We start from the raw sequence: 25,753 nt of genomic DNA on the forward strand, positions 1-25,753 counted from the left end.
TCGAATCGACTTCACGTCGAATCTACTCCTCGCCGAACTCCGCCTTCACAGCCTGTCGGTCTATCTTCGAGGGACCGGAGGTCGGCATCTCGTCCACGAAGGCCAGATGGCGCGGGCGCTTGAACCGCGCCAGTTTCCCGTCCAAGAAGTCGGTCAGTTCGTCGAGGGTCAGCGACTCGTCGCCCTGCACGACCGCCATGCCGACCTGTCCCCACCGGTCGTCGGGCACCGGCACGACGACGACCTCCTCGACCTTCGGGTGGTCGGCGATGCGGTCCTCGACGGCGGCGGGATAGACGTTCTCGCCGCCCGAGACGTACATGTTCTTCTTCCGACCCTCGATGTAGAAGTAGCCGTCGTCGTCGCGGCGCGCGAGGTCGCCGGTCGAGACCCATCCGTCCCCGAACGTCTCGGCGGTCTCCTCGTCGTTGCGCCAGTAGCGGTCGGCGGCGTGGGGACTCGCCAGTTCGAGTTCGCCGATTTCGCCCGCCGGCAGTTCCTCGCCCTCGCCGTCGGCGATCCGCGCGTCGGCGTGCATGACCGGCACGCCCACGCTGTCGGCTTTCTCGCGGGGCCAGCCGTCGGGCATCGTGAAGTTGTTCGGGCCGCACTCGGTCAGGCCGTAGCCCTGCGAGAGGTCCACGCCCCTGTCCCACCACGCCTCCATGACCGACTCGCGGCAGGGGCCGCCGCCCGACTTGGCGAACCGCAGGGTCGAGAGGTCGGTGTCCGCCCAGTCGTCGTGGTGGGTCATCATCCGGAGGACCGCCGGGACCGCGACGAGGACGGTCGCGCCCTCCGACTCCACGAGGTGCAGGACCTCGCTCGGTTCGAACTCGCGGGCGAGGACGACGGTCGCGCCGAGGTGGAACATCGGGACCGTCAGGACGTTCCACCCGCCGGTGTGGAACATCGGGAACACCATCGGCGTCACGTCCTCGGGGCGCAGGCCCCACGCCGTGATGGTGTTGAACGAGTTCCAGAGGATAGAGCCGTGGGTCAGGACGGTCTCCTTCGGAACGCCGGTCGAACCGCCGGTGTGGAGAAAGAGGTGGGGGTCGTCCATCGACGCGTCGGCGGTCTCGACCGGCGAGTCGTCGTCGGGGAGCGCGTCGGTCCACGGTTCGGCCGCTATCGCGGAGGAGTCGGACGCGGATTCGGACGACGCGGACGCCGAGTCGTCCGCGTCGTCCGCGGACAGCGCCAGTACCGAACAGTCGAACCCGCAGGCCTCGTGGTCGAGGATTCGCGCCGCGAGGTCGGCGAAGGGTTCTTCGACCACGAGAAGGGCTGGCTCGACCTCGTTGAGCATCTCGACCAGCTCGCCAGCGGCGAGGCGATGGGAGAGCGGCGCGAGAACCCCGCCGGTCTTCGCCGTGGCGAAGAAGAGGTCCACGAGTTCGGGGCGGTTGCGCGAGAGGACCGCGACGCGCTCGCCGTCTCCCTCCCCGTCGCCCGTCACGCCCTCCGCTCGGAGCAGGCGCGCGGTCCGATTAGCTCGCCGGTCCAACTCGGCGTAGGTGTACCGCTCGCCCGTCGTCTCGTCCACCAGTCCGACTTTCTCGGGCGAGAGTTGCGCGCGCTTCTCGCTCCACGCGCCCACCCAGTCGTAGGGGCGCTCGGGGTGGCTACGCATGGCGCAGGAACTCCACGAGTTTGTCGTTCACGGCGTCGGCCTGCTCGACGAAGAAGAGGTGCGACCCGTCCTCGAAGACGGCGAGTCGAGCGTTCGGCAGGGCCTCGGACAGCAGGTCGGCGTTCCCGACCGGAAGCACTCTGTCGGCGGTCCCGTGAGCGACGAGGACCGGAACCTCGATTTCTCCCAGTCGGTCGCTCGCGTCGAACCCGGCGACGGCGGCGGCCTGCGCCTCGCGGCCCGCGTCGCTCGCGTCGCCCTCGAGTCGCCAGTCCACGATGTCCGAAATCAGGTCGTCGTTGTCCGCCCAGAACTCGTCGGTCATCGCGGGCCGCATCTTGTACCGGATGGCCTCGCGCTCGTCGGCGTCCTCGGGCACGCCGAACATCCGGGCTCGGGTCTCCTCCGGAGTCGGCACCGCCCCGTCGCCGCCGGGACTGGTGCAGAGCAGCCCCAGACTCTCGGCGCGGTCGTAGTCGAGCGCGTACTGCTGGGCTATCATGCCGCCCATGCTCGCGCCGACGACGTGAGCGCGTTCGACGCCCGCGGCGTCGAGGACCGCTTCGAGGTCGCCGGCCATCTCCGCCACGGTGTACGGGCCGTCCGGTTCGTCGGAGTCGCCGGTGCCGCGGTTGTCCCAGACGACGACGCGGTAGCCCTCCTCGGCGAGCCTGTCTCTCTGCCAGCGCCACATCCACCGGCCGTAGCCCAGCCCTTCGACGAGGGCGACGGTGTCCGCGTCGCCCGCCGGGTTCTCGGCCGGGTCGGTAGTCTCGTAGTAGAGTGAAACCCCGTCGTTGTCCGCGTAAGGCATGGCCGAAGCAACGAACGAAGCCGCCTTGAAATCCCCGTTTCACATGTTAACCTCCGGATTGATTCACCGGCGGGCGCGACGTTCGACCATGCCAGTCGCGACCGTCGAGGACACCGCCGAGGCGAGTCTGACAGTGACCGAGGAGACCATCGACGCCTACGCCGACCTGACCGGTGACGACAACCCCATCCACCGCGACGACGAGTACGCCGCCGAGACGTTCTTCGGCGGCCGCGTCGCCCACGGGATGCTCTCGGCGGGCGTCGTCAGCGCCGCGCTCGCGGACCTCCCCGGCGACATCGTCTACCTCTCGCAGGACCTCGACTTCGAGAACCCGGTCCGACCCGGCCAGACCGTGACCGCGACGGTGACGGTCGAGGCGGAGTTGGGCGACGACAGGCTTCGTGTAGAGACCGTCGCGGAGGCCGAGAGCGAGGACGGGGCGACCGAGCAGGTCCTCTCGGGCGAGGCGGTCGTCATGTCGGTGCCTCACGAGACCGAGTAGGTAACACAAGATACTTTTTATATGAATTCCGACCCGAGAACATGCAGTCAGCCCTCCCTTCCGAGAGACTACTGTCTCGAGTGATAGCCGCGTTACTGGTGGTCGCCGCAGTCCCTCCGGCCGCGGTTTCGGCGACGCCAGCGACGCAGGTCGCGTTCACCGACAACGTCGTGAGCGAACAGCGCGGCGACGTGGCCGAAATCGGCGTCGCGTTCGAGGACGGCGATACCGCCACCGTCCGAATCGGCTCCGAGGCGTCGCACGTCGCGACCGTCACGGTTCGAGACCGGGACGGCGACGGCCGCGCGCTACTTCGGCTCAACACCTACGACGGGAGCGTCGCCGCGAGCGACGGAGACGCGACGACCGTTCGCTCACGATCGAACGTCACGACGCCGCTCGCCACCGGCACGTACGACCTCGCGCTGTGGTCCGGGAACGACACCGACGGGGACCAGCGGTCGGTCGCTACGCTCTCACTCAGCGAGCGTTCGACCGACAACCTGTTCGCCCGAGCCGCCCCGAGCTCGGCGGACCTGTCGAACCTGAGCGAGGTGAACGCCGCGCTCCGGTCGGATAACCTGACGCGGAGCGGCGTCCTCGTCCGAAACGGAACGCTCGTCCTCGAACTCCTGGCTTCGGGCCTCACCGGTGCAGTCGCCGCGCAGGACGGCCGGAACGTCACGGAGCGCTTCGTCCGGTTCTTGGAGCAAGAGAACGCCTCGCTGACGGTCTACGACGTGCCCGGTACCGAACAGGAGCGGGCCTACCTCGACCTGACGAACGAGAGTGCGGTGACCGTCGTCCGGGACGCGCGGAACGATTCGTACTACGTCGTCGCCGAACTCGACGAGGTAGCGATGACGGACGGCGACGACGGCGACCCCGCGAACAACCACCGCGGGTGGGGCGACCACCGCGCCAACTTCAGTCTCGCGGCCGACTCGTCGCTGACGACCGACGGCCGGGAGACCGCCACCGCGGAGTTCGAGGTAGACGAGGCCGAAGCGACGCTGTCCACCCCGCCGGAGACCGACAAGGTGTACCTCGCGCCCGCGCCGAACCAGACGGTCTGGGGAACGACGACGCTCGCGCCCGGAAGCAGGGTGGCCGTCCGGATTCGAGACGGAGACGGCCTTCGGCGCTCGGAGACCGTTCGCGTCGAGAACCGGACCGACGCGCCGGGCGGGTCGTTCGCCGCGAACTTCGACCTCGGTGAAGTCGCTCCCGAGACCGAACTCGGCGTGACGGTACGCGCCGCGGGGGAGTCGTCGCTCACGCACGGCGAGGAGACCGACGGAGTCGTCCTCGAATCGAACGCCGCGTTGAACCTGACCGGGCGAGAACCAACCGACCAGGGCGTCGGCGTGTCGTACGCGACGCTCTCGCACGGCGGGTACGTCGCGGTCCACCGGGGGTCGGCCGACGGTCCGGTCGTCGGCCGGTCCAGCCGACTCGCTCCCGGCGAGGCGTTCAGTCACGCTATCGAACTCGGCTCTAAATCCGGCGGAGACGCGACGCTGGTCGCCGTCGCGCACCGCGCCGAACCGGGCGACGAACTCGGCCGACCGTACACCGAGAACGGGAACGTCGTGGCAGAAGCGGTGGAGCGCACCGGCGCGACCACTACCGACGACGAGACGGCGACGGTGCGGACGACTGCGACCGCGACGACGCGGACGACCGAGACGACCGTCGAATCGACACCGACGGCGGGGCCGTCGGCCGAGACCGGGATTCCGGGCTTCGGGGTCGGCGCGGCGACGGTCGGCGCGCTGGTCGCACTGCTGGCGGGTCTCGCGCTTGCACGGAGAGAATAAAGAGCGGAACTCGACTCGCTCAGTACGACTTGGCGAAGTAGGCCGTCTCGCAGGCCTCGTCGCCGCAGACGCCGCACTCGTCGCCGATGGGTTCCTCGTCGCGGTCCATCGGGACCATCACGATTTCGGCGGCGATCTCCTCCTTGATGACCTGCTCGCAGGCCTGGTCGCCGCACCACGGCGTCTTGACGTAGCCGCCGTGTTGGCCGATGGTGCCCAGAATCTGGGACGTCTCGTAGGCCTCGCGGACGTTCTCTTCGAGGTTCTCCTTGGCCGCGTCGTAGAGTTTCGCGTACACCTTGTCGAAGTGGTCCTCGACGGTCTCGCCGACGTTCTCGCGGCCCTCGACCGCGTTCTCGCCGTCGGGCCGGTGGACCACGGTCAGTTCCTCGTCCTCGACCTCGTTGGGACCGATTTCGATGCGGACGGGGACGCCCTTCAGCTCCCACTCGTTGAACTTGAAGCCGGGGTTGCGCTCGTCGCGGTCGTCCAACTCGACGCGCACGTCGGCGGCTTCGAGGTCGTCGGCGACGCCCTCGGCGTAGTCCAGCACCTCCTCGCGGTTGTCCTCGTTCCAGATGGGGACGACGACGACCTGCTCGGGCGCGATTCTGGGCGGGCAGACGAACCCCTGGTCGTCGGAGTGGGTCATGATGAGTGCGCCGAGTGCGCGCCACGAGAGACCCCACGAGGTCGTGTGCGCGACGGCTTCCTCCTCGTCCTCGTCGGTGTAGGTCAGGTCGTAGGCCTCGGCGAAGCCCTGCCCGAGGTAGTGGGAGGTCCCGCCCTGCACGGACTTGCCGTCGGGCATCAGCGCCTCGACGGTCGTGGTGGTGTCCGCGCCGGGGAACTTGTCGTGGGGCGGCTTCCGGCCGCGCATGACGGGGATGGCCAGCACGTCCTCGTAGAGGTTCTCGTACTGGTCGAGGCGGGTCATCGTCTCGTCCCACGCCTCGTCCTCGGACTCGTGGGCGGTGTGGCCCTCCTGCCAGAGGAACTCCTTGGTCCGGAAGAACGGCTTGGTCTCGGTCGCCTCCCACCGGATGACGCTACACCACTGGTTCAGGCGCAGGGGCAGGTCGCGGTGGCTCCGGACCCAGTCGCTCATGAACGGCGTGATGATGGACTCGCTGGTGGGTCGGAACGCGAGGCGCTCTTCGAGTTCCTCGTGACCGCCGTGGGTCACCCACGCGACTTCGGGGTCGAACCCTTCCACGATGTCGCTCTCGCGTTCGAGGAAGCTCTCGGGGATGAGGGCGGGGAAGTAGGCGTTCTGCGCGCCCGTCTTCTTGAACTTCTCGTCCAGGTGGTCCTGAACGCCCTCCCAGAGGGCGTAGCCGCGGGGCCGGGTGACGATGAACCCGCCCATGGGCGCGTAGTCGGCGAGTTCGGCCTTCTGGACGACCTCCGCGTACCACTCGCCGGGGCTGTACTCCTTTCGCTCGGTGATGCCGAGTTCTTGCTCGTCGTCGCTCATTGGGTAGGAGTTTCTTCGATGTGGTCTTAAATGCGATGAAGCCTTGGTAGCGTGTCAGTCGGTCCTCGAACGGAGTCGGCCCGCCCAGAACGCGGTCGCTATCGGCGACTCTCCGCGCCGACTCGGTCACAGCAACCGAGAGGCCGAAAAGACGATAGTCGTCGGTTGGATACCGACAACGCATGAACGAGGACGGGGAGTCGCGAGTAGGGCGGTCTGTCGTGGAACTCGAGTTCGAGATGTCGGACTCGGAGCTACTGTTCGTGGCGGCGTCCGACGCCGAGCAGTGTCTGATCGAGCTCGAGGAGATGATTCCCCGCGGCGAGGGCCAGTACGCGGAGTTCTTCAGCGTCGCCGACACCGACCCGGCCGACCTGCTCGACCTGGCCGACGACCACGGGGCGGTCGAACCCCACCTCATCGAAGCGTCCGAGGACGACGGACTCGTCGAGTTCTCGGTTTCCGCGGACTGTCCCGCGGTGTCGCTGGCCGAGTCGGGAGCGCTTCCGAGGGTGGTGCGCGCCGAGACAGGAGACGGCCGCATCGTCGCCGAACTCCCGCCGCGACACGCCCCGGCGGAGGTCGTCGAATCGTTCCTCGACGAGTATCCGAGCGCGGAGTTCGTCGCCAAGCGCGAGAAGGAGTCCGTCACCACGCCGTTCGGCAGCGAAGGGTTCGAACAACTGCTCCGGGAACACCTCACCGACAGGCAACGCGAGGTGCTCCGGGCCGCCTACGAGGCCGGGTACTACGACTGGCCGCGGGACTGCACCGGCGAGGAGGTCGCCCGAGAACTCGACATCACGTCGGCGACCTTCTCCCAGCACATCCACGCCGCCGAGCGGAAGCTTCTGGCGGCCCTGTTCGAGGGTTCGCGAACCGAGTCGAACTCCACGGGAATGCAGGAGAGTTGGTGACGACCCTACGCCCCAATCGGTGGAGACGGGGTGTCGAGAGGCGGTACGCCGCGGTCGGTGGTGGCGCGGTTCGGCCGGTCCCGGCGCGAGTTGAACGATAGTGGCGCAAGTCGGTCGCAGGACGATTCGCCAGTTGTAGTGCGGACCGGCGTCGCCCCACTCACCCGTCCTCCGAGGGCCTGACGACCACGCGGCCGTCCGAACCGATGTGGACCGAACAGCCCTCGTACGAGAAGACGACGCGACAATCGCACGTCGTCTCCGCACCGGTAGCGCTCCTCGGACCGAGAATACGCTCGAGGGCGTCGGGTTCGACGACCTCGTAGAGCGGACGCAACTCCCTGGGGTCGGTTCCGGTCACCGCCGCGACGGCCTCGGTGACGGCGCTCGTGATGGGAGTGTCGGACGCCGGGTCGTAGCGAACTTCGTACGGTTCTTCCCCGAGTTCGCCACTCGTCGAGTCTCCAGCAGATGAGGTGTCTTTTGGCGTCATGAGATTACGAAACGGCTCCGTGTCCATACGAAGGATTCGACGCTCTTAGTCTGAGTACCTCCAACTCAAGGTGTGGGTGACCGTCCCGGTCTCCAACGGCGACGAGAACGAAGAAATCAGCGCTCTGCGGTCGCTTCCAGTTCTCTCACGCCCGTCTCGACCGTCCACTCGCGCAGTTCGTCGCCGTCCGAGTCGAAGACGAACTCCCCGGCGAAGGTCTCGCCGTCGAGCAAGTGGGGCAGCCAGTGGCGGTCGTCCTCCCACATCTCGTCGTAGGGCACCGACTCGTAGTCGAACCACGCGGGGTCGGCCTCCGGGGTCGATTCCGGCTCTCCGGCGAACTCCTCGGTGCGGAAGACGTGGACGAACATCCGCGGTTCCTCGCCGAAGACGAAGCGGAACTCGCCGACCTTCTCGGGGTCGCGGGGCATCACGCGAATCTCCTCTTCGACCTCGCGGACGACGCACTCGCGGGGCGTCTCGCCGTCCTCGACCTTCCCGCCGGGTCCGACGAACTTTCCTTCGCCGAGGCCGCGCTTCTTCCGGATGAGCAGGACCTCCTCGCGCTCGGGCCGCAGGAGATAGCAGAGCGTCGCGGACTGCATGGTCGTCCGGTCGGACTACGCCGAGATAGAACTGTCGGAGGCTTGTGGTTTATATCGGTTCGATTCGACCGTCCAGACGATGATAGGCGTCTCCGCCGACTACTGTCCGGACTGCGGCGCGGAACTGACGACAGTCGAATTCGAGGGGAGAGACCGGAACCGCTGCTCGTCGTGCGAGCGGACGTGGTGGCACCAATCGGTGCCGACGACGAGCGTGACCGTTCGGGACGGGGACCGCGTGTTACTCGTCCAGCGCGGCGGTGGCCGAGACGCCGGTCGGTGGGACCTCCCGGCGGGACACCCCGAGTACGACGAACCCGCGCGCGAGGCGGCCGCCCGCGAACTCCGGGAAGAGACCGGACTCGTCGCGGACCCCGACGCGCTGTCCCTCGTCGGAACGGTCCTCTCGGAGGGACCGAGGGCGACCTATCGCTCGATAAACTACCGCATCGACCGCGCTTCGACCGAGGGCGAGGTAGCGGCCGGGTCGGACGCGGCCGACGCCCGCTTCGTCTCGGTCGAGTCGGTCCGAGCCGGAGACGTGTACGTTCGGAAACTCGGCCGCCAGCGACTCCGGGACAGCGCGGTCTTAGAGTAGCCCGCGATGTGTCTATCGGCCACCCGAATTATCGGGGCGTCGGTCGTAGCATCTCCGACTCACGATGACCGACACTCACGACGTCACGGTCACGTCCGTCCACCAGATGACGCCGACTGTCAAGCAGTTCGTTCTCGAATCCGACGGCTACCAGTTCGACTTCGACCCCGGCCAACACACCCACGTCCACTTCCCCCGTTCCGAGAGTCCGGCGGCGGACGGGACCTCGGGCGACGAAGACGACGAGGTGGTCCGGCCCTACACCGCGACGGCGATGCCCGGAAGCGACACGATTACGCTCGCCATCAAGCGCTACCCCGACGGCATCGCCTCGACGTGGATGCACGAGCGGACGCCGGGCGACACCGTCGAAATCGAGGAGCTGGGCGGGAACCTCTACCTCCGGGACCTCGACAGGGACGTGGCGTTCGTCTCGACCGGAACCGGCATCACGCCGATGATAGCGATGGCCAAGCAGTACGTCCGGGAGGGGACCGGCCGCGCGCACTTCTTCTTCGGCGAGAAGGACGAGGAACACGTCGTCTACCGCGAGACGCTGGACCAGATGGCGGCCGACTATCCGGACTTCGACGTGACCTACGTCCTCTCGGAGGCCGACGAGGGCTGGCCGGGACCGGAGGGCCACGTGCAGGACCACCTCGCCGACTATCTGGACGACTTCGACGGTCGGGACTTCTACGTCTGCGGGGTGCCCCAGATGGTCGTGGACACGCAGGACTACCTCGACGAGCGGGGCGTGGACGACGACAGTGTGTACGTCGAGGGCTGGGAGGGCGACGAAGTGTCCGACGACGAGGAGAGTTAGTCGTCAGCGCGTTCGACGGCGAACGGACTCTCGCTCTCCCGCCAGTCCCACCCCGGCAGTCGCGTCTGGAACCCGGCCGCCAAGGCGGCGTCCAAGTCGTCCTCGCCCGCGGTCTCGCGGGCGTCGCCCGCTCGTTCTCCCGAGGCGCTTCGCGCCTCGCCGCCCTCGTCGGCGTGGACGCTCACGTCGGCGTAGTGGAACGTCGCCTCGCCCAGCAGTCGGAGCGGCTGAGTCCCGGCGATGGTTCCGGCGAGTTCGCGGCCCAGAAACTCGTCTACGACGAATCCCGGATAGTCGCCCTCCACGTCCAACTCGCGGAGGACGGCGACCAGCGCGGCGACGTTGACCGCGCGGTCGCCGTCCGCGAAGACCGTATCGACCTCCTCGCGGTAGGCGTCGGCGGTCACGTCGTCCACGTCGGTCTCGAACAGGTCGCCGAGACCGGCCCGGACCTCGTTGATCACGGGGACCACCGCGTCGGCCCGGCCGCGGATCCACTCGTACTCGTCGGCGACGCGCTCGGGAGTCAGTCGCATGGACGGGAAAACGACGCGCGCCGACTTGGAGGTGGGTGGTCGGCGACGAACGGACGGGTCGAAACCGGTCGGTTTCTCACCCCCGGCCAAACGGCGTCGTTGCCCGCATTGAGAAGGCTTTTATAACATCGGCAACTAATGGCGCGTAAGCGGGTTTTCCTGCGTCCCCGAGTGAGCGTCCGGTCTTCCCCGGTAGTCCGGGGACGTGGACGACTCGCCGACGCGCGAGTTTCACATCCCGCGGAGAAGGAAATCTATGCTGTGCTGTACTCTGCATCGTAGTCCTGACGGCGCTTCGACCGGTCCGACGAGTGACCGTGACCGAGTAGCGCCCGGTGGCCCGCGACCGGTCGGCCGAGAGACGCGAGCGCAGCGACAGCACGGACAGACGCAACCCCTTTTTCACTATGAGTAAAGTAGACCAGCAGTTAGAAGACCTGCGAGCAGAGATTACGAGCGAGCTACCGAGCGACATCTCGGTCTCCGACGTGAAGTACGAAGGCCCTGAACTGGTCGTGTACACGCGCGACCCCAAGAAGTTCGCCCGGAACGGCGACCTCATCCGGCAGTTGGCCAGCCAACTTCGCAAGCGCATCACCGTCCGCCCCGACCCCGACGTGCTGTCGCGGCCCCAAGACGCCCGCGAGAAGGTGATGGACGTCATCCCCGAGGAAGCCGGGGTCACGGACCTCGACTTCCACGCCGACACCGGCGAGGTCGTCATCGAGGCCGAGAAGCCCGGTATGGTCATCGGCAAGCACGGTTCGACCTTGCGCGAAATCACACAAGAGGTCGGCTGGACGCCCGAAGTCGTCCGGACGCCGCCCATCGAGTCCTCGACGGTCTCGAACGTCCGGAACTTCCTGAAGCAGGAGCGCGACGAGCGCCGGGACATCCTCGAAAAGGTGGGTCGCCAGATTCACCGCGAGGAGATGTCGAACGACGAGTACGTCCGCATCACGACCCTCGGCTGCTGCCGGGAGGTCGGCCGCGCCTCGTTCATCCTCTCGACGCCCGAGACCCGCGTCCTCATCGACTGCGGCGACAAGCCGGGCGCGGAGGACGAGGTGCCCTACCTCCAAGTCGAGGAGGCGCTGGGCGCGGGCGCGAACACCATCGACGCGGTGGTGCTGACCCACGCTCACCTCGACCACTCGGCGCTGATTCCGCTCCTGTTCAAGTACGGCTACGACGGTCCCATCTACACGACGGAACCGACCCGCGACCTGATGGGCCTGCTCCAACTCGACTACCTCGACGTGGCCGCCAAGGAGGGCCGGACGCCGCCCTACGATTCCGAGATGGTCCGGGAGGCCATCAAGCACACCATCCCGCTGGAGTACGGCGACGTGACCGACATCGCGCCCGACGTGAAGCTCACGCTCCACAACGCGGGCCACATCCTCGGGAGCGCGGTCTCGCACTTCCACATCGGCGACGGCCTCTACAACGTCGCGTTCTCGGGCGACATCCACTACGACGACACGCGCCTGTTCAACGGCGCGGTCAACGACTTCCCGCGAGTCGAGACGCTCGTGCTGGAGTCCACCTACGGCGGTCGCAACGACTACCAGACCGACCAAGAGGACTCCGAACGACGCCTCAAGGAGGTCATCAACGACACCCACGAGAAGGGCGGGAAGGTCGTCATCCCGGCCTTCGCGGTGGGTCGCTCCCAGGAGATGATGCTCGTCATCGAGGAGGCGATGCGCAACGGCGACATCCCCGAAATGCCGGTCCACCTCGACGGCATGATCTGGGAGGCGACGGCCATCCACACCACCTACCCCGAGTACCTGCGCGACGACCTCCGGGACCGCATCTTCCACGAGGACGAGAACCCCTTCCTCGCCGACCAGTTCAACCACATCGACGGCGGCGAGGAGGAGCGCCAAGACGTCGCCGACGGCGACCAGTGCATCATCCTCTCGACCTCGGGCATGGTCACGGGCGGCCCCATCATGTCGTGGCTCGAACACCTCGGCGGCGACCCCGACAACACGATGACGTTCGTCGGCTATCAGGCGCAGGGGACGCTCGGCCGACGCATCCAGAACGGCTGGGACGAGATTCCGATGAACCGCGGCGGCGGCCGGAACGGCAAACTCTCGCTCAAACTCGACGTGGAGACGGTGGACGGCTTCTCCGGCCACGCCGACCGTCAGGGCCTGATGAACTTCGTGAAGACCATGAATCCGCGGCCCGAGAAGGTGCTGTGCGTTCACGGCGACGAGTCTTCGACCCAAGACCTCTCGTCGTCGCTCTACCACGAGTTCAACATGCGGACGTTCGCGCCCAAGAATCTGGAGACGTTCCGGTTCAAGTGAGGTGAGTCCGCGGCGGTTCGCAGGTTTTCCCTTTCTCCGGTCTTCGGGGTTCGGTAGCGATGGGTATCCGCGGAGTCAGTCCGGTCGTGTGCGCTCGGCCGAGTTCGTTGCTCTCGGTTGTCGGAGTCGTTCTCGCGGAAGGGCTGGAAAACCCGAACGAAACTAGCTACTGCCGACGCGACGGCGCTTCCCGCACCACACGAAACCGACGCGCCGACTACCGCAACTCGAACTCGAAGCCGTCCACGTCGCCGCGGTCCTCGCCGCCGAGCGCGCTGGCGACGCCCGCGCCGAAGGCGTAGGCCACCGCTCGGGACCCGCCGCGGAGTCGCTCCATCACGCCGCGCTCCGGTTCGAACTCCTCGACTTCGACCGTCTCGACGCCGAGGTCGTCGGCGAGTCGGTCCTCGACCTGCCGCTTCGTGGCGAGGTCGTCCACCAGTCCGATGGACGCCGCGTCGTCGCCCAGATAGACTCTGGCCTCGGTGTCCCGGACCTGCTCGTCGCTCAACTCTCGACCGTCGGTCACGCGCTCGACGAACTCCTCGTAGTAGCCGTCGATGATGCCCTGGAGGTACTCGCGTTCGTCCTCGGACATCTCCTTGAGCGAACTGCCCGCGTCCTTGTACTTGCCCGCCGCGAGGCGCTCGTACTCCAGCCCGAGCTTGTCGGCCATCCCCTTGGCGTTGACCCGCGAGCCGATGACGCCGATGGAGCCGACGATGCTCCCCTCGCGGGCGTAGATGGCGTCACAGCCGCTGGCTATCCAGTAGCCGCCGCTGGCGCAGACGTCCGTCGCGTAGGCGACCGTCGGCCCGTCGAAGCGCTCGGCCGCGAGGCGGATGTCGTCGCTCGGCACCACCTCGCCGCCGGGCGTGTTGAGACGCAGGAGGAGCGCTCGGGCGGCGTCGTCCTCGTCGGCGCGCTCTATCTGCTCCACGACGTCGTCGGCCGGCGTCCCGCGGGGTCGGGGCGGAATCGAACTCCCGCCGCCGTCGCGGGTGATGGGACCTTCGACGGCGACTTCCGCCACGTCGTACTCGGCGAACCACCCCGACGCGAGGGTCCCGGCCGCTCGCGCGCCGAGGACGCCCGCCAGCACGGCCAGCACCACGCCGAGCAGTCTGGCGAGGTTCCCCTCCGGCACCTCCACGAACAGGACCCACCCGAGCGCCACCGTCACGGCGACGGCGACGAGGACGACGAGTCCCTGCACGACCCGCGAGCTATCCGCCACCGCCGCTCACCTCGATGCACTGCATACCACGGTTTCGGGCCGGATTGCCCGTAAGTCTTCGGCGACGACGGGGAACGGGGGCCGCGCGCGGCGGTGTTCGTCTCCTCGCTCCTCGACTTCTCGGTTCCGCCGGCGCGTCTCTCCTCGACCGCCAGTCGGGCGTGCCACCCGAACGCTTATATTAGCTAATCCTAATATTAGCATGTGCTAAAATGAGTGGGCAACAGACAGGCGGTCAGACACCCGACGAGAACGACCCCGAGGCGACCGGTTGCTGCTCGGTCGGCCACTCGCTGCCGGAATCGGAGGTCGCCGACGACGTCGAGACGCTCGCGACCTTGGGCAACGATACCCGGTACGAAGCGCTTCGACACATCGCCGAGGCCGACGAGGACGTCTGCGTCTGCGAGTTGGAACCCGCACTCGGCGTGAGCCAAGGCGCGGTCAGCCAGGCGCTCTCGCGACTCTTCAGCGCCGGACTGGTCGAGCGCCGGAAGGAGGGTCGCTGGAGATACTACACCGCGGCGCCGCGCGCGCAGCGACTCCTCGGCGTCCTCGACGACACGAGGTCACTCGACGATGAGTGACGACGCGTCCGCCGCCGACGCCGACGGCCTCGACGGTGACGGCCTCGACGCCGCGGACCAGCGTTCCGCAGTGCGCGAGCGATACGCGAGAATCGCGACGGAGGAGTCGTCGTGTTGCGACACCGACGACTGTCGGAGCGACGACACCGACAGCGATCCGGACGACGTCACCGACCGGGCGCACGAGCGCGGCTACTCCGACGACGACCTCGCTGCCGTCGACGCGGGAGCGGACGTGAGCCTCGGTTGCGGCAATCCGACCGCGATAGCCGGCTTGGAGGAGGGCGACACCGTCCTCGACCTCGGCTCGGGCGGCGGATTCGACTGCTTCCTCGCGGCCCGAGAGGTCGGGTCGGCCGGTCGGGTCGTGGGCGTCGATATGACGCCCGAGATGGTCGAGAAGGCCCGCGAGAACGCCGCGACGAACGACGCGTCGAACGTCGAGTTCCGACTCGGAGAAATCGAACACCTGCCGGTCGCCGACGCGTCCGTCGACGTGATTCTCTCGAACTGCGTCGTCAACCTCTCGCCCGACAAACGCCGCGTGTTCCGCGAGGCGTATCGCGTCCTCCGGCCGGGCGGACGCCTCGCCGTCTCGGACGTCGTGTTGACCGCCGAGCTACCGGCCGACCTGCGGGCCGACCCGACGTCGGTGGCGGCCTGTATCGGCGGCGCGTCGCCGATTCCCGCGCTCGAATCGATGTTGGCCGACGCCGGATTCGCGGACGTGTCGGTCGAACCGAAGCCGGACAGCGAGGAGTTCGTCCGCGAGTGGGACGACGAGCACGACGTGAGCGATTACGTCGTCGCGGCGACTATCGAGGGGAGGAAACCGTCGTCGGAGCCTCGCGCGTCGCGCGGAGGTCGGTCTGCGTGACCGCAGTCGTCGGAGGACGGAACCGAGCGAAACCGAACGACGCGCCGACCGCGTCGCGGCGCGGAGCAGCGATTCGCCGACGGGAGACCGGATAACCGATGCACGGACCACTACCGGACTCGCGATTCCGTTTCGCGCACAGGCACCTCACGTGGCTGGACGTCCTCGTGAGCTACGCGATGATGCTCGCGATTCCCGTCGCGATGTGGGCCGCCAGCAACCTCGTGACCGGCGGTATCGCCGTCGCGGCCACCGCGGGTCTGCTCGTCGTCGGCCGACGCGCCTACGAACTGGCCCGCTGTTTCAGCGAGTGCGGAGGGTTCGCCCTCGACGTGGGCGGAAAGGCTCGAATTACGGTCGCATGGACTCATACCGATGACTCGTGCTGACCGACGCTGCGGATACGAAGAGATCGAGCGGGAGCGAGCGCCGACGAGCGTCCGGCGAACGACCGAGTTCGGCGACCTGCATGAGAACTGAGCTGTGAGCGAGCGTCGGTCGGTCAGAGCGCGTAGACCGTCGAACCGACGAGGAAGAGGGTGACGAGCAGGCGGCCCACGCTCCCGGCGAACGTCGCCAGCGCGAACTTCAGGTAGTTCTCTTCGAGGACCGCGAACGCGTAGATGGAGAGCGTGTCGGGGAAGAACGGCACCGAGAGCGCGAGCGCCATCCCGAGGTAGCCCCACTTCCGGGCGAGTTGGAGCGTCTTGTTCTCGGACCACTCGATGACGTCGAAGCGCGATTGGCGGAGAAACCGAATGACCGGACCGGACTCCTTGGCCTCTTGGCCGATGTGGAACGCGAAGACGCTCCCGACAGCCTTGCCGACGCCGCTGACGAGGATGATGAGCGCGAGTCGCCCGGCCTGCGAGAGACCCAAATCGAGCGGCGCGGCCAGCACCACCTCGCTCACGCCGGGGAGCGCGAACGCGATGAGAAACGAGTAGACGAAGATGATGGCCAGCCCCGCCCACCCCGTCGTGGTCTCGACGACGTGCTCTAACCACTCGAACGACCCGAGAGCGACGCCGTCGAGAAGTGCGGGGGCGAGGATGCCGAACACAGGTGGATAGGAGCGCAGCACGATTATGAGCTTTTTGTCTTCGTTTCCCCGGAAACTCCGTGAGGGAATCTCCCCGCCTGCGGAACGCTACGGCAAACAGACTCAAGCGCGTCGGGCCGCTACAGCAGTCCATGTTCGACCACGAGTACACCCTCGTCGCACATCCGCGACTCCGCGCTCGACTCTCGTACCGGAGCGACGACGCCGACCTCGCGGCGGCGACCGTCGAACTCGACTACCGGCGCGACGAGACGTGGACCGAGGAAGGAACCGCAGTCGAACCGCCCGAATCGCCCGAGACCGACGGCGTCGAGTGGCAGGGTCTCTCGATTTCGCTTTACCGGGACGGAGAGCGCGTGCTGGTCCGGGAGTTCTCGTCGTCCTCGCTGATGTCGGACGCGTTCGACGCACTCGACACCGTCGAACGCGTCGCCCCCTCGCTGGTCCGCAAGGGGAGGACCGCGGCCAAGCGGTCCGTCCGGCGGTGGACCGGCGGTCGGGTCGGGATGCGTCAACTCGACGGCTCGACCGTCGAGGCGCTCGAACCGCCCGCGAAGGCCTCCTTCGAGGTCTACGAGGGCAAGGACGGCAAGTGGCGCTGGCGACTCGTCCACGATAACGGCAACACCATCGCCGACTCGGGACAGGGCTACTCGTCGCGGCGGGCCGCCGAGAAGGGTCTCCGGAGCGTCAAGCGCAACGCACTGGGCGCGGCGGTAGAGCGCGTCGGCGGCGACGCCGAGCGCGACGTCCGGTCGAGTTCCGACGCCGAGGGCGACCCCGGAACCGACGCGGGGTCCGACGCCGGGACGGCGGAGTCCTGAGCGTCGGCGTCCGCCCGAGCGACGCTCACGTCTCGGGGTAGTAGACGTAGGAGTGGCGGATGTCCACGTCGTAGAGCAGGGTGCCCTCCGGCATCCGGAGGATTCGCCACGAGAGATAGAGGTCGCCGATAGCGCCCGCGGTGTTCACCACGAGGACGAGGAACGCCGCGAGCGCGACCACAAGTGGTCCCGCGAGCAGGGGCGTCAGGACCGCGGTGAAGACGACCAGCGGCGCGAGTCCGACGGCCAGATTGTCCCGGCGCGTCTGGAACTGCCCGAAGGCGGCGGCGTAGGCCGCGCCCATGTTCAGCGCGAGACCGTACTGGACCCGGTAGCCCAGCCAGCGGTAGACCGCCCCGTGGACGAGTTCGTGGACGACGACGGTGCCGACCGTCAGGAGCGCGACGACCCCTATTCCGGTCGGGCCGACCGTGAACTCCAGCGCGGCGTCGGACCGGAGTGCGTTCATCAGTCGCTCGAAGCCGAGGAACGCGGCGACGAACAGCACGAGCGACCCGGCCGACAGCCACAGCGAAGGGTACGAGAACGCGACCGGTTCCCGATACCCCTCCGGCGGGTCCGGCGGGTCAGGCGTCGGCGGTTTCGGGGCGCGGGATTCGGGCCGAGAGGACTCGGTGGCGGCGGAGTCGGGCGAGTTCATCGGTGTCCCACGAACGACGACCGGGCAGAAAAGCGATGCGTCGCTCAGACCGAATCGAGGTCGGCGAGGAACTCCGTCAGCATCTCGCGGGTGACGTGGGGCATGCAGACGATTCGCAGTTCGCCGGGCGAGGTGGGCGAGACTCGCCAGCCGGCCGACTGGAGCGCCGAGATCTTCTCGCGGGGGATGTCGGCGGCGACCAGCGGTAGGACCGGTTCGACCACCTCGTAGCCCCGCGAGTCGAGTTCGGCGGCGACCCACTCGGCGTTGGCCTGCCCGCGCTCGTAGTTCTCGCGGTAGCCCTCGGGCCAGAGGGCGTCCATCGCGGCTCTCGCGCCGGCCACGCCGGCCCCGCTCCGAGTGCCGGTCAGCGTCGCCTGCGAGGTCGATTCGAGGTAGGGCGTATCGACCGCGAGCGCGTCGAGGATAGCCTCGTCGCGGGCGAGAAAGCCGCCCGCGGGGACCGGCGCGCGGCCCATCTTGTGCGGGTCGATGGCCATCGTATCGACCGGCGCGTCCGCGAAGTCCCACTCGTGGTCGGTGAACGGGAGGACGAACCCGCCCCACGCGGCGTCCACGTGGAACAGCGCGCCCACCTCGCGGGCGACGTCGCCGAGGGCCGCAATCGGGTCCACGCGGCCGTACTCGGTGGTTCCGGCCACGCCCGCGACCAGCGCGGTCTCGTCGTCGGCGAGTCGCCGGACCGCCCCGAGGTCGGCGCGCCGGTCGTCGTCGGTGGGCGCGAGTCGCAACTCCACGTCCAGCACGTCGGCGGCCTTCTGGAAGCTGAAGTGGGCGCTCTCGGGCGCGACGACGTTCGGGTCCTCGGAGTCCGCGAGGTTGCGGGCCGCCCGGACCGCCTGGAGGTTGGCCTCGGTCCCGCCGCTGGCGACGTAGCCGTGCGGGTCGTCCAGCCCGGTCATCTCGCCGAGCAGCGCGACGGCTTCGCGCTCTAACTCGGCGACCGCGGGGTAGGTCGTCGGGTCGCCGGGGTTGTCCGCGAGGAACCGCTCGGCGGCCTCGCGGGCGTCGGGGTGGGGCACGGTACACATAGAGGAGAGGACGCGCCCGAAGTTCTGCGGCTCGCGCTCCATGCCTCTCGCTACTTACGGCGCGCGTTTAGTGGTTCTGTTATCGGTCGCCGCGAAAATTGCTCGGCGGTGTGCCTCGCCGATCTCACAGCCCTTCGAGCGAGCGCAACTTCTGTTCGACGGCGGCGGGGGCGGCGCTCGGCCCGTCTCGGACCCTGTGGTCGGGAATCAACAGCGGCGCGGGGTTCTCGTCGAGCGCGGTCCGGACCAGGTTCAGGTCCTCCTCGTCGGTGTGGTCGATGTCGCTGGTCATCCGGGCCAGCGTCTCGACGTTTATCTGGTCGCCGTAGGGAATCCCGCGGACGCGCTCCAGCACGCGGCGCTGGTCGGTCGGGACCGTGAGCGCGATTTCGACGTCCGAGAAGTCCTCGTCGTCGATGCCGTCGAGGTAGTCGAAGATGCGGTCGAGCAGGTCGTGGTCCTCGCCGGCCTCCTCGTCGGGCACGTCGGGGAACGAGACGCTGAGAACCCGACCGCTCGCCACCCCGAGTTGAACGTAGCGTTCCAGATACGACGACTCGCGCGCGAAGATGCCCGTGATACCGTCTCCACCTGCGTCGCCAATCTCGTCCATGCCGCCCGATTCGGGCGGTCCGGACTTGAAGATTCCGCGGGCGAACCGCGACCCCAGCGCAAGCCTTTTGTACAATTCCGTCCGTTGGTGTACAACGATGAACGACAGCGACGAACTCGCGCCCGCAGTCGCCGCCATCCTGCGGTCCGCCGAGGCCCGCGGCGACCCCGAGCGGGGGCCGGTCTCGGTGGACTCGCGGTCGCTCCCCGCGGCGCTGGCCGACGCCGAGACCGACGGGCGCGTGCCAGTCATCGCAGAGGTGAAACCGACGAGTCCGACCACGGAGGGCACCCGCGAGGAGGACCCCGTGGCACTCGCCGAGGCGATGGTCGAGGGCGGGGCCGCCGCCCTCTCGGTCCTCACGGAACCCGACCACTTCGGGGGGTCGCCCGAGAACCTGCGGCGAATCCGCGAGGCGGTGGACGTGCCGGTCCTCCGGAAGGACTTCGTGCTACGCGAGGCGCAACTCGACACGGTGGAAGCCGACGTAATCTTGCTCATCGCTCGATTCGTCGGCGACGACCTGCCGGACCTCGTGGCGGCCGCGAGAGAGCGCGGCTTCCAACCGCTCGTGGAGGTCCACGACGAGGCGGAACTGCGAGCGGCCATCGACGCCGGCGCGGAAATCGTCGGCGTCAACAACCGCGACTTGGCCCGACTGGAGGTGGACCTCGAAACCTTCGAGAGCGTCGCGCCCCAAGCGCCGGACGACGTGACGCTGGTCGCGGAGAGCGGTATCGCCACGCCCGACGACGCCCGCCGGATGGTCGCGGCGGGTGCGGACGGTCTGCTGGTCGGGAGCGCGATAATGGACGGACCGATTTCGGAGAACACGCGCGAACTGACGCGAGCGCGACCGGACGAGACGCGGACATCCGAGGAGACACAGACATGAGCAGCGAATCCAAGTTCGGCGAGTACGGCGGCCAGTACGTCCCCGAGGCGTTGATGCCCGCCATCGAAGAGTTGACCGACGCCTACGAGCGCTACGTCCTCGACAACGAGGACGGGTTCATGGACGAGTTCCGCGAGCGCCTGCGGGACTTCGGCGGGCGGCCGACGCCGCTCCAGCGCGCGGACAGACTGAGCGAGCGATACGACCGGGAAGTCTACCTCAAGCGCGAGGACCTGCTCCACGGCGGCGCGCACAAACTGAACAACGCGCTCGGGCAGGTCCTGCTGGCGAAGTACATGGGCAAAGAGCGCATCGTCGCCGAGACGGGCGCGGGCCAGCACGGCACCGCGACCGCGATGGCCTGCGCGTACCTCGACGTGGACTGCGAAATCTACATGGGTCGGACCGACATCAACCGCCAGCGACCCAACGTCTTCCGGATGCGCATCCACGACGCCGCGGTCAACCCCGTGGACATCGGGTCGGGGACGCTCAAGGAGGCCATCAACGAGACGATGCGCGACTGGGCGACCAACGTCGAGGACACCCACTACGTCATCGGTTCCGTCGTGGGGCCGCACCCGTTCCCCCGGATGGTCCGGGACTTCCAGTCGGTCATCAGCGAGGAGGCCCGCGAGCAGATTCGAGAGAAGGCGGGGAGACTCCCCGACAGCGTGGTCGCCTGCGCCGGCGGCGGGTCGAACACGATGGGCGCGTTCCACGAGTTCGTCGGCGACGACGAGGTGGACCTCGTGGCCGTCGAGGCCGGTGGCTCCGCACTCACCATCGACGAGGAGGAGGGACTCGCGCCCCACTCGGCGTCGCTCTCGACCGGCGACGACGGCGTGTTGCACGGCGCGCGAACCAAACTCCTCCAGAACCCCGACGGCCAGATTCTCGAATCCCACAGCGTGAGCGCCGGACTCGACTACTCGGGCGTCGGCCCGGAACTGGCCTACCTCGCCGACGAAGGGCGAGTGACGCCGGTCAACGTCGGCGACGACGCCGCGCTCGAAGCGTTCCACCGACTCTCGAAGACCGAGGGCATCATCCCCGCGCTCGAATCCAGTCACGCGCTGGCGTATCTGGAGGAACACCCCGACGAACTGGGCGACCTCGTGGTCGTCAACGTCTCGGGCCGGGGCGACAAGGACCTCGACACGGTCATCGAGGAGAGCGAGAAGCGCGACTTGGACGCCGCGCCCTCGATGGAGGTGTTCGAAGGTGAGCAGTGAAATCGAGGCGGCCTTCGCCGACGAACCGGCGCTGGTCTCCTACGTCGCGGCGGGCGACCCGGACGCCGAGAGTACGAAGGAGTACGTCCGGGCGCTGGTCCGTGGCGGGACCGACGTGGTGGAACTCGGCCTGCCGTTCTCCGAACCCGTCGCGGAGGGACCGACCATCCAGCAGGCCATCCGCCGGGCGTTGGACGCCGGGATGACGCCCGACCGGTACTTCGACCTCGTGGCGGAGTTGCGCGAGGAGGTCGACGTGCCGCTGGTCTGCATGACCTACTACAACCTCATCTACCAGTACGGTTCGGGAGAAGGAGGGGCAGACGACGGACGGGAGGGGCCCGAACCCTTCGTGGCGGCCGCCGCCGAGGCGGGCATCTCGGGTCTCATCGTCCCGGACCTGCCGGTGGACGAGAGCGACCCGCTGAAGGAGGCCTGCGAGACCCACGGTCTCGACCTGATCTTCATCGTCGCACCGACGACGACCGACGAGCGACTCGGGCGCATGCTCTCCCGCGCGAGCGGGTTCGTCTACGTGCAGGGGCGACTGGGCACGACCGGCGCGCGTTCGGACGTGAGCGACGACACCCACGGGAGCCTCGACCGACTCGCCGAGACCGACCTGCCGAAAGCGGTCGGGTTCGGCATCAGCGAGGGCGACCACGCCCGCGAAATCGTCGCGGGCGGCGCGGACGGCATCATCGTCGGGAGCGCGTTCGTGGACATCGTCGCGGAACAGGAGGACACCGCCGACCGCCTCGAAGCCAAGGCCCGAGAACTCAAGGCCGGCGCGCTCGACGGCGCGCCAGACCTTCCGGAACCGGAAAGCAAATAACCGCTCTTTGCCACATATTCACACACTATGGACGCAGGAACTGCGGCACGACTCGAACGCATCGGCACAGACGGGACACACGTAATCGTCCCGATGGACCACGGCATCACGCTCGGCGCGGTGAAGGGTCTCGTGGACATCGAATCGACCATCGACGCGGTGACGCGCGGCGGCGCGGACGCGGTGTTGACCCAGAAGGGTATCGCGCCGCGCGTCCACGACAACAAGAACGGCGCGGGCTACGTCGTCCACCTCAACGCCTCGACCTCCATCGGCCCGGACAACAACGACAAGCGCCTGACCGGCACCGTCAAGGAGGCCGTCCGGGCGGGCGCTGACGCGGTGTCGTTCCACATCAACGTCGGGAGCACGTACGAGCGCGAGCAGATGGAGCAACTGGCCGAGATAACCGACGATGCCGACGAGTACGGGATGCCCGTGCTGGCGATGGCCTACGCCCGCGGGCCGGGCGTGGACGAACACGACGCCGAGAGTCTGGGCCACGCGGTCCGCCTCGCCGAGGAGGTCGGCAGCGACGTGGTGAAGACCGGCTACAGCGGCGACGCCGAGAGCTTCGAGCGCGTCGTGGAGTCGACCCGACTCCCGGTCGTCATCGCGGGGGGCGAACCGGAGGGCGACCGAGCGACCCTCGACGCGGTCCGCGGCGCGATGGACGCGGGCGCGGCGGGCGTCTCGATGGGCCGGTCGATATTCCAGCACGACGACCCCGAGGCCATCACGCGCGCCGTGACGAGCGTGGTTCACGACGGTCTCGCTACGGAGGACGCCCTCCGCGAGGCGGGACTGGCCGTCGAAGCCTGAAGTCCGGATTCGGCCCGGAGCGTTTCTGCTATCGCGCTTCTGACGTCTTCCTCGCTCGAAGATAGACAGCGTCTTCGACGGTAGCACTGTTCACGGAGAGACGGAATCGGGGCACGCGTCCCCGGAACCGTGCGTGCACACCGCCAGTTGGTAAAATCAACATTTTTGGTTGTCGCGGTCACCTGAACTAAATATGCGATGTGCCCCTCTCGCGTGCGTGCTTCTAATCGTTCTCTCGGGCTGTGCTGCACCGATAACGTCCGGGCCGGAGACGGACTCGTCCGCGCTCGAAACGCAGACGCCCAGCACAGGGCCGAACGCGCTCCCGACGAACGAGAGTCGCGTGTACGACCGAGTCGCGACGTTACTCGACAGTAACGTCTCCCAACCGTCTCTCCGAACCGTCAACGCGTCGAGACTCGGTGAAACCCAGTATCGCCTCCAGCAACCGTTCTACAGCCTGCTCCTCAACGTGAGCGACACTACGGTGAAGCCTCCGGCGGCGTATTACAACTCCGACTCCCACGAGGTCGTCGTCGTCCTTCACCGCGGCGTCCCCGCTAACGCGACGAACGAATCCCGGTTGGAACTCGTTCTCGCCCACGAATACGCACACGCGATGACGATGAACGACCCCCGGTATCGACAGACGATGATGAGTTCCGTCGCGGACGACACGACCGATGCATTACAGATACGCCGGATGATGAAAGAGGGAACGGGGGTGTACGTCGCCGAGGCGTACGCTGACCGGTATCTCGGGAACGTAAGCTCGATTAGACGACTCGCTCGGGAGTATCGCCAGTCGCGGCCGCTCATGCGGTACGTTCTCGGCCCCTACGTGTTCGGCGCACGGTACTTCGACCGAAACCTCGACTCGCCGACGAACCTGCCGGACGTGTATCGACGCCCGCCGGAGACGACCGAGCAACTGATACACGGCTACGACATCTCCGAGGAACGTCCCGCGCCGCTCGACGTGACGGTCGAATCGAGAAACGGTGACACCACCGGGCAGCGAGACACCCTCGGTGAACTGTTCGTCCGGGATATGCTCGGTGGACAACTCGACGAGTCGCGAGCGGCGCGTGCGGCGAGCGGTTGGGGGAACGACAGCATCGTCACCGTCTGGAACTACGATTCGAACGAGTCGAATCAGCGGAGCTACGCCTGGACGATTCGGTGGGACGACGAACGGAACGCGACAGAATTCACCCGAGCGTTCGCGGAGTACATGGACCGTCGCGGCCAGCGCATCGGCGAAGGCAAATGGAAGGCCGGCGACAGACGGTTCCGCTTCGAGCGGGTGAGCGACGAGACGGTCGTCGTGTTCATCGGCGGGGCGGACGCCGTCAACCGACTGAGTGCGACGGGAACCGACGCCAACGTCTCGGTGGCGGGGTGACTCGTCTCCGGAATCCGGTTCGGGAGAGGTCGCCAGCACGGTGACGGGCCACCCGAACAGCGGACTCCGCGTGCGGTCGTAGTGGTCGTCAGGGATTTCCCGAGAAGTTCGTTATAGAAAGAGCGGTCCCAACCTCCCGAGCGGCGTTACCGTTCTTCGAAGTCCGCTCACGGCTCCGCCGTTCGCGTGGTCCGAGGAACTACCGTTCCTCGCTGTCCAGCACGCGAATCTGGTCGCCTCGAACCGTCACCGGAATCGGAACCGTCGCCTCGTACAGTTCGACCGTCACCTGGTCCTTGCCTTCGTCGATGCGTTGGACCTGCGCCTTCTCGCCCTTGAACGGTCCGGCGATGAGTTCCACGATGTCGCCCTCGGCGATGCCCTCCACGTCGGGGGTCGGCGAGAGGAAGTGTTCGACCTCGGAGATATCGCTCGCACCGGGCACCATGCTCCGGGCGTGGGGAATCTCTTCGAGGACGCGGCTGATGACGGCGTCGTTGTCGGCCTCGACCATCACGTAACTCGTCAGCGAGTCGGGCGCGAGCGCGGCGTGAATCTCCGGCTCCTCGCGGTTGATTATCATGTCCGCCACTGTGCGCTCCTGACTCGCGGTCGTCTTGACTGCGTACATTGCCATTCTGAATCACCTACGCTGGGAGGAAACTCATGGCGGCGAAGATGATAAAGCCGAGCAGTCCCACCAAGATGATTCCGGCACCCGCAATCTTCGAAATCTTCGAGAACTCCTCCCACGATGGCGTGCTGGCGAGCTTGAGGACCCGCACGTACGACGAGAGATCGAGCTTTACGTCCATGTTATCGGGGGTTAGAGAGCGTCCTTTTTCTATCTATTGCTTCGAGCCGTCCGTGAGAGCAGTGAGAGGCACAGAGAGGTTTCGGAGGTTTCGTCACGAAACCGGAGGCCGTCGGAGCGACTGTCGAGACCACAATCGCAAAGACGTAGAGAGTCCCCGTCCGTTCGCGGTCGCTCCGCGGGAGAGACCTGCCCGACCATCGCCACACCGGTCGCTCCCGAGTCTGCGAGCGGGGAGAGAACGGGGCAGGGCGGCCCCTTAACTCCCGAGATCTACCG

The 25,753-nt window shown here is 67.5% G+C and carries 28 protein-coding genes; 15 read left to right on the forward strand and 13 right to left on the reverse strand.

The genetic code is table 11. The features are described from left to right. Positions 1-22 precede the first annotated feature (22 nt). Together M0R88_RS11405 and M0R88_RS11410 are read right to left on the reverse strand one after the other, a co-directional pair. Entirely contained in the window at positions 23-1,636 is a 1,614-nt protein-coding gene (locus M0R88_RS11405) for an AMP-binding protein (RefSeq protein WP_248653634.1), read from the reverse strand. Continuing rightward, positions 1,629-2,450: an alpha/beta fold hydrolase gene (locus M0R88_RS11410; protein ID WP_248653635.1), complete on the reverse strand. Its 822-nt coding sequence runs from the start codon at positions 2,448-2,450 to the stop codon at positions 1,629-1,631. Before M0R88_RS11410 ends, M0R88_RS11405 begins: the two co-directional genes overlap by 8 nt. Before the next feature lie 88 nt (positions 2,451-2,538). Between M0R88_RS11410 and M0R88_RS11415 the strand changes: the two genes are divergently transcribed. Next, on the forward strand, positions 2,539-2,955 hold the full coding sequence (locus M0R88_RS11415) for a MaoC family dehydratase (protein WP_248653636.1): 417 nt from the start codon (positions 2,539-2,541) through the stop codon (positions 2,953-2,955). 98 nt (positions 2,956-3,053) lie between these two features. Next, on the forward strand, positions 3,054-4,775 hold the full coding sequence (locus tag M0R88_RS11420; RefSeq protein WP_248653637.1) for a DUF7827 domain-containing protein: 1,722 nt from the start codon (positions 3,054-3,056) through the stop codon (positions 4,773-4,775). A 19-nt stretch (positions 4,776-4,794) separates the two neighbouring features. On the opposite strand, the gene proS is transcribed toward M0R88_RS11420, so the two are convergent. After that, positions 4,795-6,252: a proline--tRNA ligase gene (proS, locus tag M0R88_RS11425; protein WP_248653638.1), complete on the reverse strand. Its 1,458-nt coding sequence runs from the start codon at positions 6,250-6,252 to the stop codon at positions 4,795-4,797. A gap of 221 nt (positions 6,253-6,473) precedes the next feature. Here proS and M0R88_RS11430 point away from each other — a divergent pair, with 221 nt between their 5' ends. Beyond that, entirely contained in the window at positions 6,474-7,169 is a 696-nt protein-coding gene (locus M0R88_RS11430; protein ID WP_248653639.1) for a bacterio-opsin activator domain-containing protein, read from the forward strand. A gap of 160 nt (positions 7,170-7,329) precedes the next feature. On the opposite strand, the gene M0R88_RS11435 is transcribed toward M0R88_RS11430, so the two are convergent. Next, the gene (locus M0R88_RS11435; RefSeq protein ID WP_248653640.1) at positions 7,330-7,662 is read right to left on the reverse strand and encodes a HalOD1 output domain-containing protein; all 333 of its coding nucleotides are present in this window, start codon (positions 7,660-7,662) and stop codon (positions 7,330-7,332) included. A gap of 116 nt (positions 7,663-7,778) precedes the next feature. Then, a complete protein-coding gene (locus M0R88_RS11440) occupies positions 7,779-8,267 on the reverse strand; it encodes an 8-oxo-dGTP diphosphatase (protein ID WP_248653641.1) in 489 nt (162 codons plus the stop codon). 79 nt (positions 8,268-8,346) lie between these two features. Here M0R88_RS11440 and M0R88_RS11445 point away from each other — a divergent pair, with 79 nt between their 5' ends. Both M0R88_RS11445 and M0R88_RS11450 read left to right on the forward strand, forming a co-directional pair. Beyond that, on the forward strand, positions 8,347-8,865 hold the full coding sequence (locus M0R88_RS11445) for an NUDIX domain-containing protein (RefSeq protein WP_248653642.1): 519 nt from the start codon (positions 8,347-8,349) through the stop codon (positions 8,863-8,865). 64 nt (positions 8,866-8,929) lie between these two features. Beyond that, a complete protein-coding gene (locus M0R88_RS11450) occupies positions 8,930-9,691 on the forward strand; it encodes a ferredoxin--NADP reductase (protein ID WP_248653643.1) in 762 nt (253 codons plus the stop codon). Here the strand turns inward: M0R88_RS11450 and M0R88_RS11455 are convergent. Next, positions 9,688-10,227 carry a DUF7984 family protein gene (locus tag M0R88_RS11455; RefSeq protein ID WP_248653644.1) on the reverse strand — a complete coding sequence of 180 codons (540 nt, stop codon included), beginning with the start codon at positions 10,225-10,227 and terminating at the stop codon, positions 9,688-9,690. The two genes, M0R88_RS11450 and M0R88_RS11455, sit on opposite strands and share 4 nt — an antisense overlap. Positions 10,228-10,634: 407 nt before the next feature. Between M0R88_RS11455 and M0R88_RS11460 the strand changes: the two genes are divergently transcribed. After that, a complete protein-coding gene (locus tag M0R88_RS11460; protein WP_248653645.1) occupies positions 10,635-12,554 on the forward strand; it encodes a beta-CASP ribonuclease aCPSF1 in 1,920 nt (639 codons plus the stop codon). Between the two features lie 217 nt (positions 12,555-12,771). Here the strand turns inward: M0R88_RS11460 and sppA are convergent, their stop codons facing one another. Further along, complete coding sequence (sppA, locus tag M0R88_RS11465) at positions 12,772-13,791, reverse strand: signal peptide peptidase SppA (protein WP_248653646.1); 1,020 nt, start codon at positions 13,789-13,791, stop codon at positions 12,772-12,774. 212 nt (positions 13,792-14,003) lie between these two features. On the opposite strand from sppA, the gene M0R88_RS11470 reads away from it, so the two are divergent. The 3 genes from M0R88_RS11470 (at position 14,004) to M0R88_RS11480 (ending at position 15,644) form a co-directional block, all read left to right on the forward strand. Continuing rightward, complete coding sequence (locus M0R88_RS11470) at positions 14,004-14,378, forward strand: ArsR/SmtB family transcription factor (protein ID WP_248653647.1); 375 nt, start codon at positions 14,004-14,006, stop codon at positions 14,376-14,378. Beyond that, the gene (arsM, locus tag M0R88_RS11475; protein ID WP_248653648.1) at positions 14,371-15,255 is read left to right on the forward strand and encodes an arsenite methyltransferase; all 885 of its coding nucleotides are present in this window, start codon (positions 14,371-14,373) and stop codon (positions 15,253-15,255) included. Before M0R88_RS11470 ends, arsM begins: the two co-directional genes overlap by 8 nt. Before the next feature lie 98 nt (positions 15,256-15,353). After that, positions 15,354-15,644, forward strand: coding sequence for a hypothetical protein (locus M0R88_RS11480; protein ID WP_248653649.1), 291 nt, complete (start codon positions 15,354-15,356; stop codon positions 15,642-15,644). Between the two features lie 113 nt (positions 15,645-15,757). On the opposite strand, the gene M0R88_RS11485 is transcribed toward M0R88_RS11480, so the two are convergent. After that, positions 15,758-16,318: a YqaA family protein gene (locus M0R88_RS11485; protein WP_438267187.1), complete on the reverse strand. Its 561-nt coding sequence runs from the start codon at positions 16,316-16,318 to the stop codon at positions 15,758-15,760. Positions 16,319-16,449: 131 nt separating this feature from the next. Between M0R88_RS11485 and M0R88_RS11490 the strand changes: the two genes are divergently transcribed. After that, on the forward strand, positions 16,450-17,142 hold the full coding sequence (locus M0R88_RS11490) for an HVO_2922 family protein (RefSeq protein ID WP_248653650.1): 693 nt from the start codon (positions 16,450-16,452) through the stop codon (positions 17,140-17,142). A 25-nt stretch (positions 17,143-17,167) separates the two neighbouring features. Here the strand turns inward: M0R88_RS11490 and M0R88_RS11495 are convergent, their stop codons facing one another. The 3 genes from M0R88_RS11495 to M0R88_RS11505 form a co-directional block, all read right to left on the reverse strand. Beyond that, on the reverse strand, positions 17,168-17,803 hold the full coding sequence (locus M0R88_RS11495; protein WP_248653651.1) for a DUF3267 domain-containing protein: 636 nt from the start codon (positions 17,801-17,803) through the stop codon (positions 17,168-17,170). 44 nt (positions 17,804-17,847) lie between these two features. After that, positions 17,848-18,897, reverse strand: coding sequence for a tyrosine decarboxylase MfnA (gene mfnA, locus M0R88_RS11500; protein ID WP_248653652.1), 1,050 nt, complete (start codon positions 18,895-18,897; stop codon positions 17,848-17,850). Between the two features lie 82 nt (positions 18,898-18,979). Continuing rightward, positions 18,980-19,468: an MGMT family protein gene (locus tag M0R88_RS11505; protein WP_248653653.1), complete on the reverse strand. Its 489-nt coding sequence runs from the start codon at positions 19,466-19,468 to the stop codon at positions 18,980-18,982. Positions 19,469-19,565: 97 nt separating this feature from the next. On the opposite strand from M0R88_RS11505, the gene trpC reads away from it, so the two are divergent. The 5 genes from trpC to M0R88_RS11530 all read left to right on the forward strand — a co-directional run bounded on the left by trpC (position 19,566) and on the right by M0R88_RS11530 (position 24,660). Then, complete coding sequence (gene trpC, locus M0R88_RS11510) at positions 19,566-20,363, forward strand: indole-3-glycerol phosphate synthase (RefSeq protein WP_248653654.1); 798 nt, start codon at positions 19,566-19,568, stop codon at positions 20,361-20,363. Beyond that, positions 20,360-21,598 (forward strand): tryptophan synthase subunit beta, encoded by a 1,239-nt coding sequence (trpB, locus tag M0R88_RS11515; RefSeq protein WP_248653655.1) that lies wholly within the window; start codon positions 20,360-20,362, stop codon positions 21,596-21,598. Before trpC ends, trpB begins: the two co-directional genes overlap by 4 nt. Then, the gene (gene trpA, locus M0R88_RS11520; protein ID WP_248653656.1) at positions 21,588-22,433 is read left to right on the forward strand and encodes a tryptophan synthase subunit alpha; all 846 of its coding nucleotides are present in this window, start codon (positions 21,588-21,590) and stop codon (positions 22,431-22,433) included. Before trpB ends, trpA begins: the two co-directional genes overlap by 11 nt. A gap of 27 nt (positions 22,434-22,460) precedes the next feature. Continuing rightward, positions 22,461-23,255: a 2-amino-3,7-dideoxy-D-threo-hept-6-ulosonate synthase gene (locus M0R88_RS11525; RefSeq protein ID WP_248653657.1), complete on the forward strand. Its 795-nt coding sequence runs from the start codon at positions 22,461-22,463 to the stop codon at positions 23,253-23,255. 193 nt (positions 23,256-23,448) lie between these two features. Then, entirely contained in the window at positions 23,449-24,660 is a 1,212-nt protein-coding gene (locus tag M0R88_RS11530) for a M48 family metallopeptidase (RefSeq protein ID WP_248653658.1), read from the forward strand. 199 nt (positions 24,661-24,859) lie between these two features. On the opposite strand, the gene M0R88_RS11535 is transcribed toward M0R88_RS11530, so the two are convergent. Both M0R88_RS11535 and M0R88_RS11540 read right to left on the reverse strand, forming a co-directional pair. Then, positions 24,860-25,297 (reverse strand): transcription elongation factor Spt5, encoded by a 438-nt coding sequence (locus tag M0R88_RS11535; RefSeq protein WP_135851822.1) that lies wholly within the window; start codon positions 25,295-25,297, stop codon positions 24,860-24,862. A 10-nt stretch (positions 25,298-25,307) separates the two neighbouring features. Beyond that, positions 25,308-25,475: a protein translocase SEC61 complex subunit gamma gene (locus tag M0R88_RS11540; RefSeq protein WP_248653659.1), complete on the reverse strand. Its 168-nt coding sequence runs from the start codon at positions 25,473-25,475 to the stop codon at positions 25,308-25,310. Positions 25,476-25,753: the final 278 nt, after the last annotated feature.

The organism is Halorussus gelatinilyticus, from assembly GCF_023238445.1.
GTDB lineage: Archaea > Halobacteriota > Halobacteria > Halobacteriales > Haladaptataceae > Halorussus > Halorussus gelatinilyticus.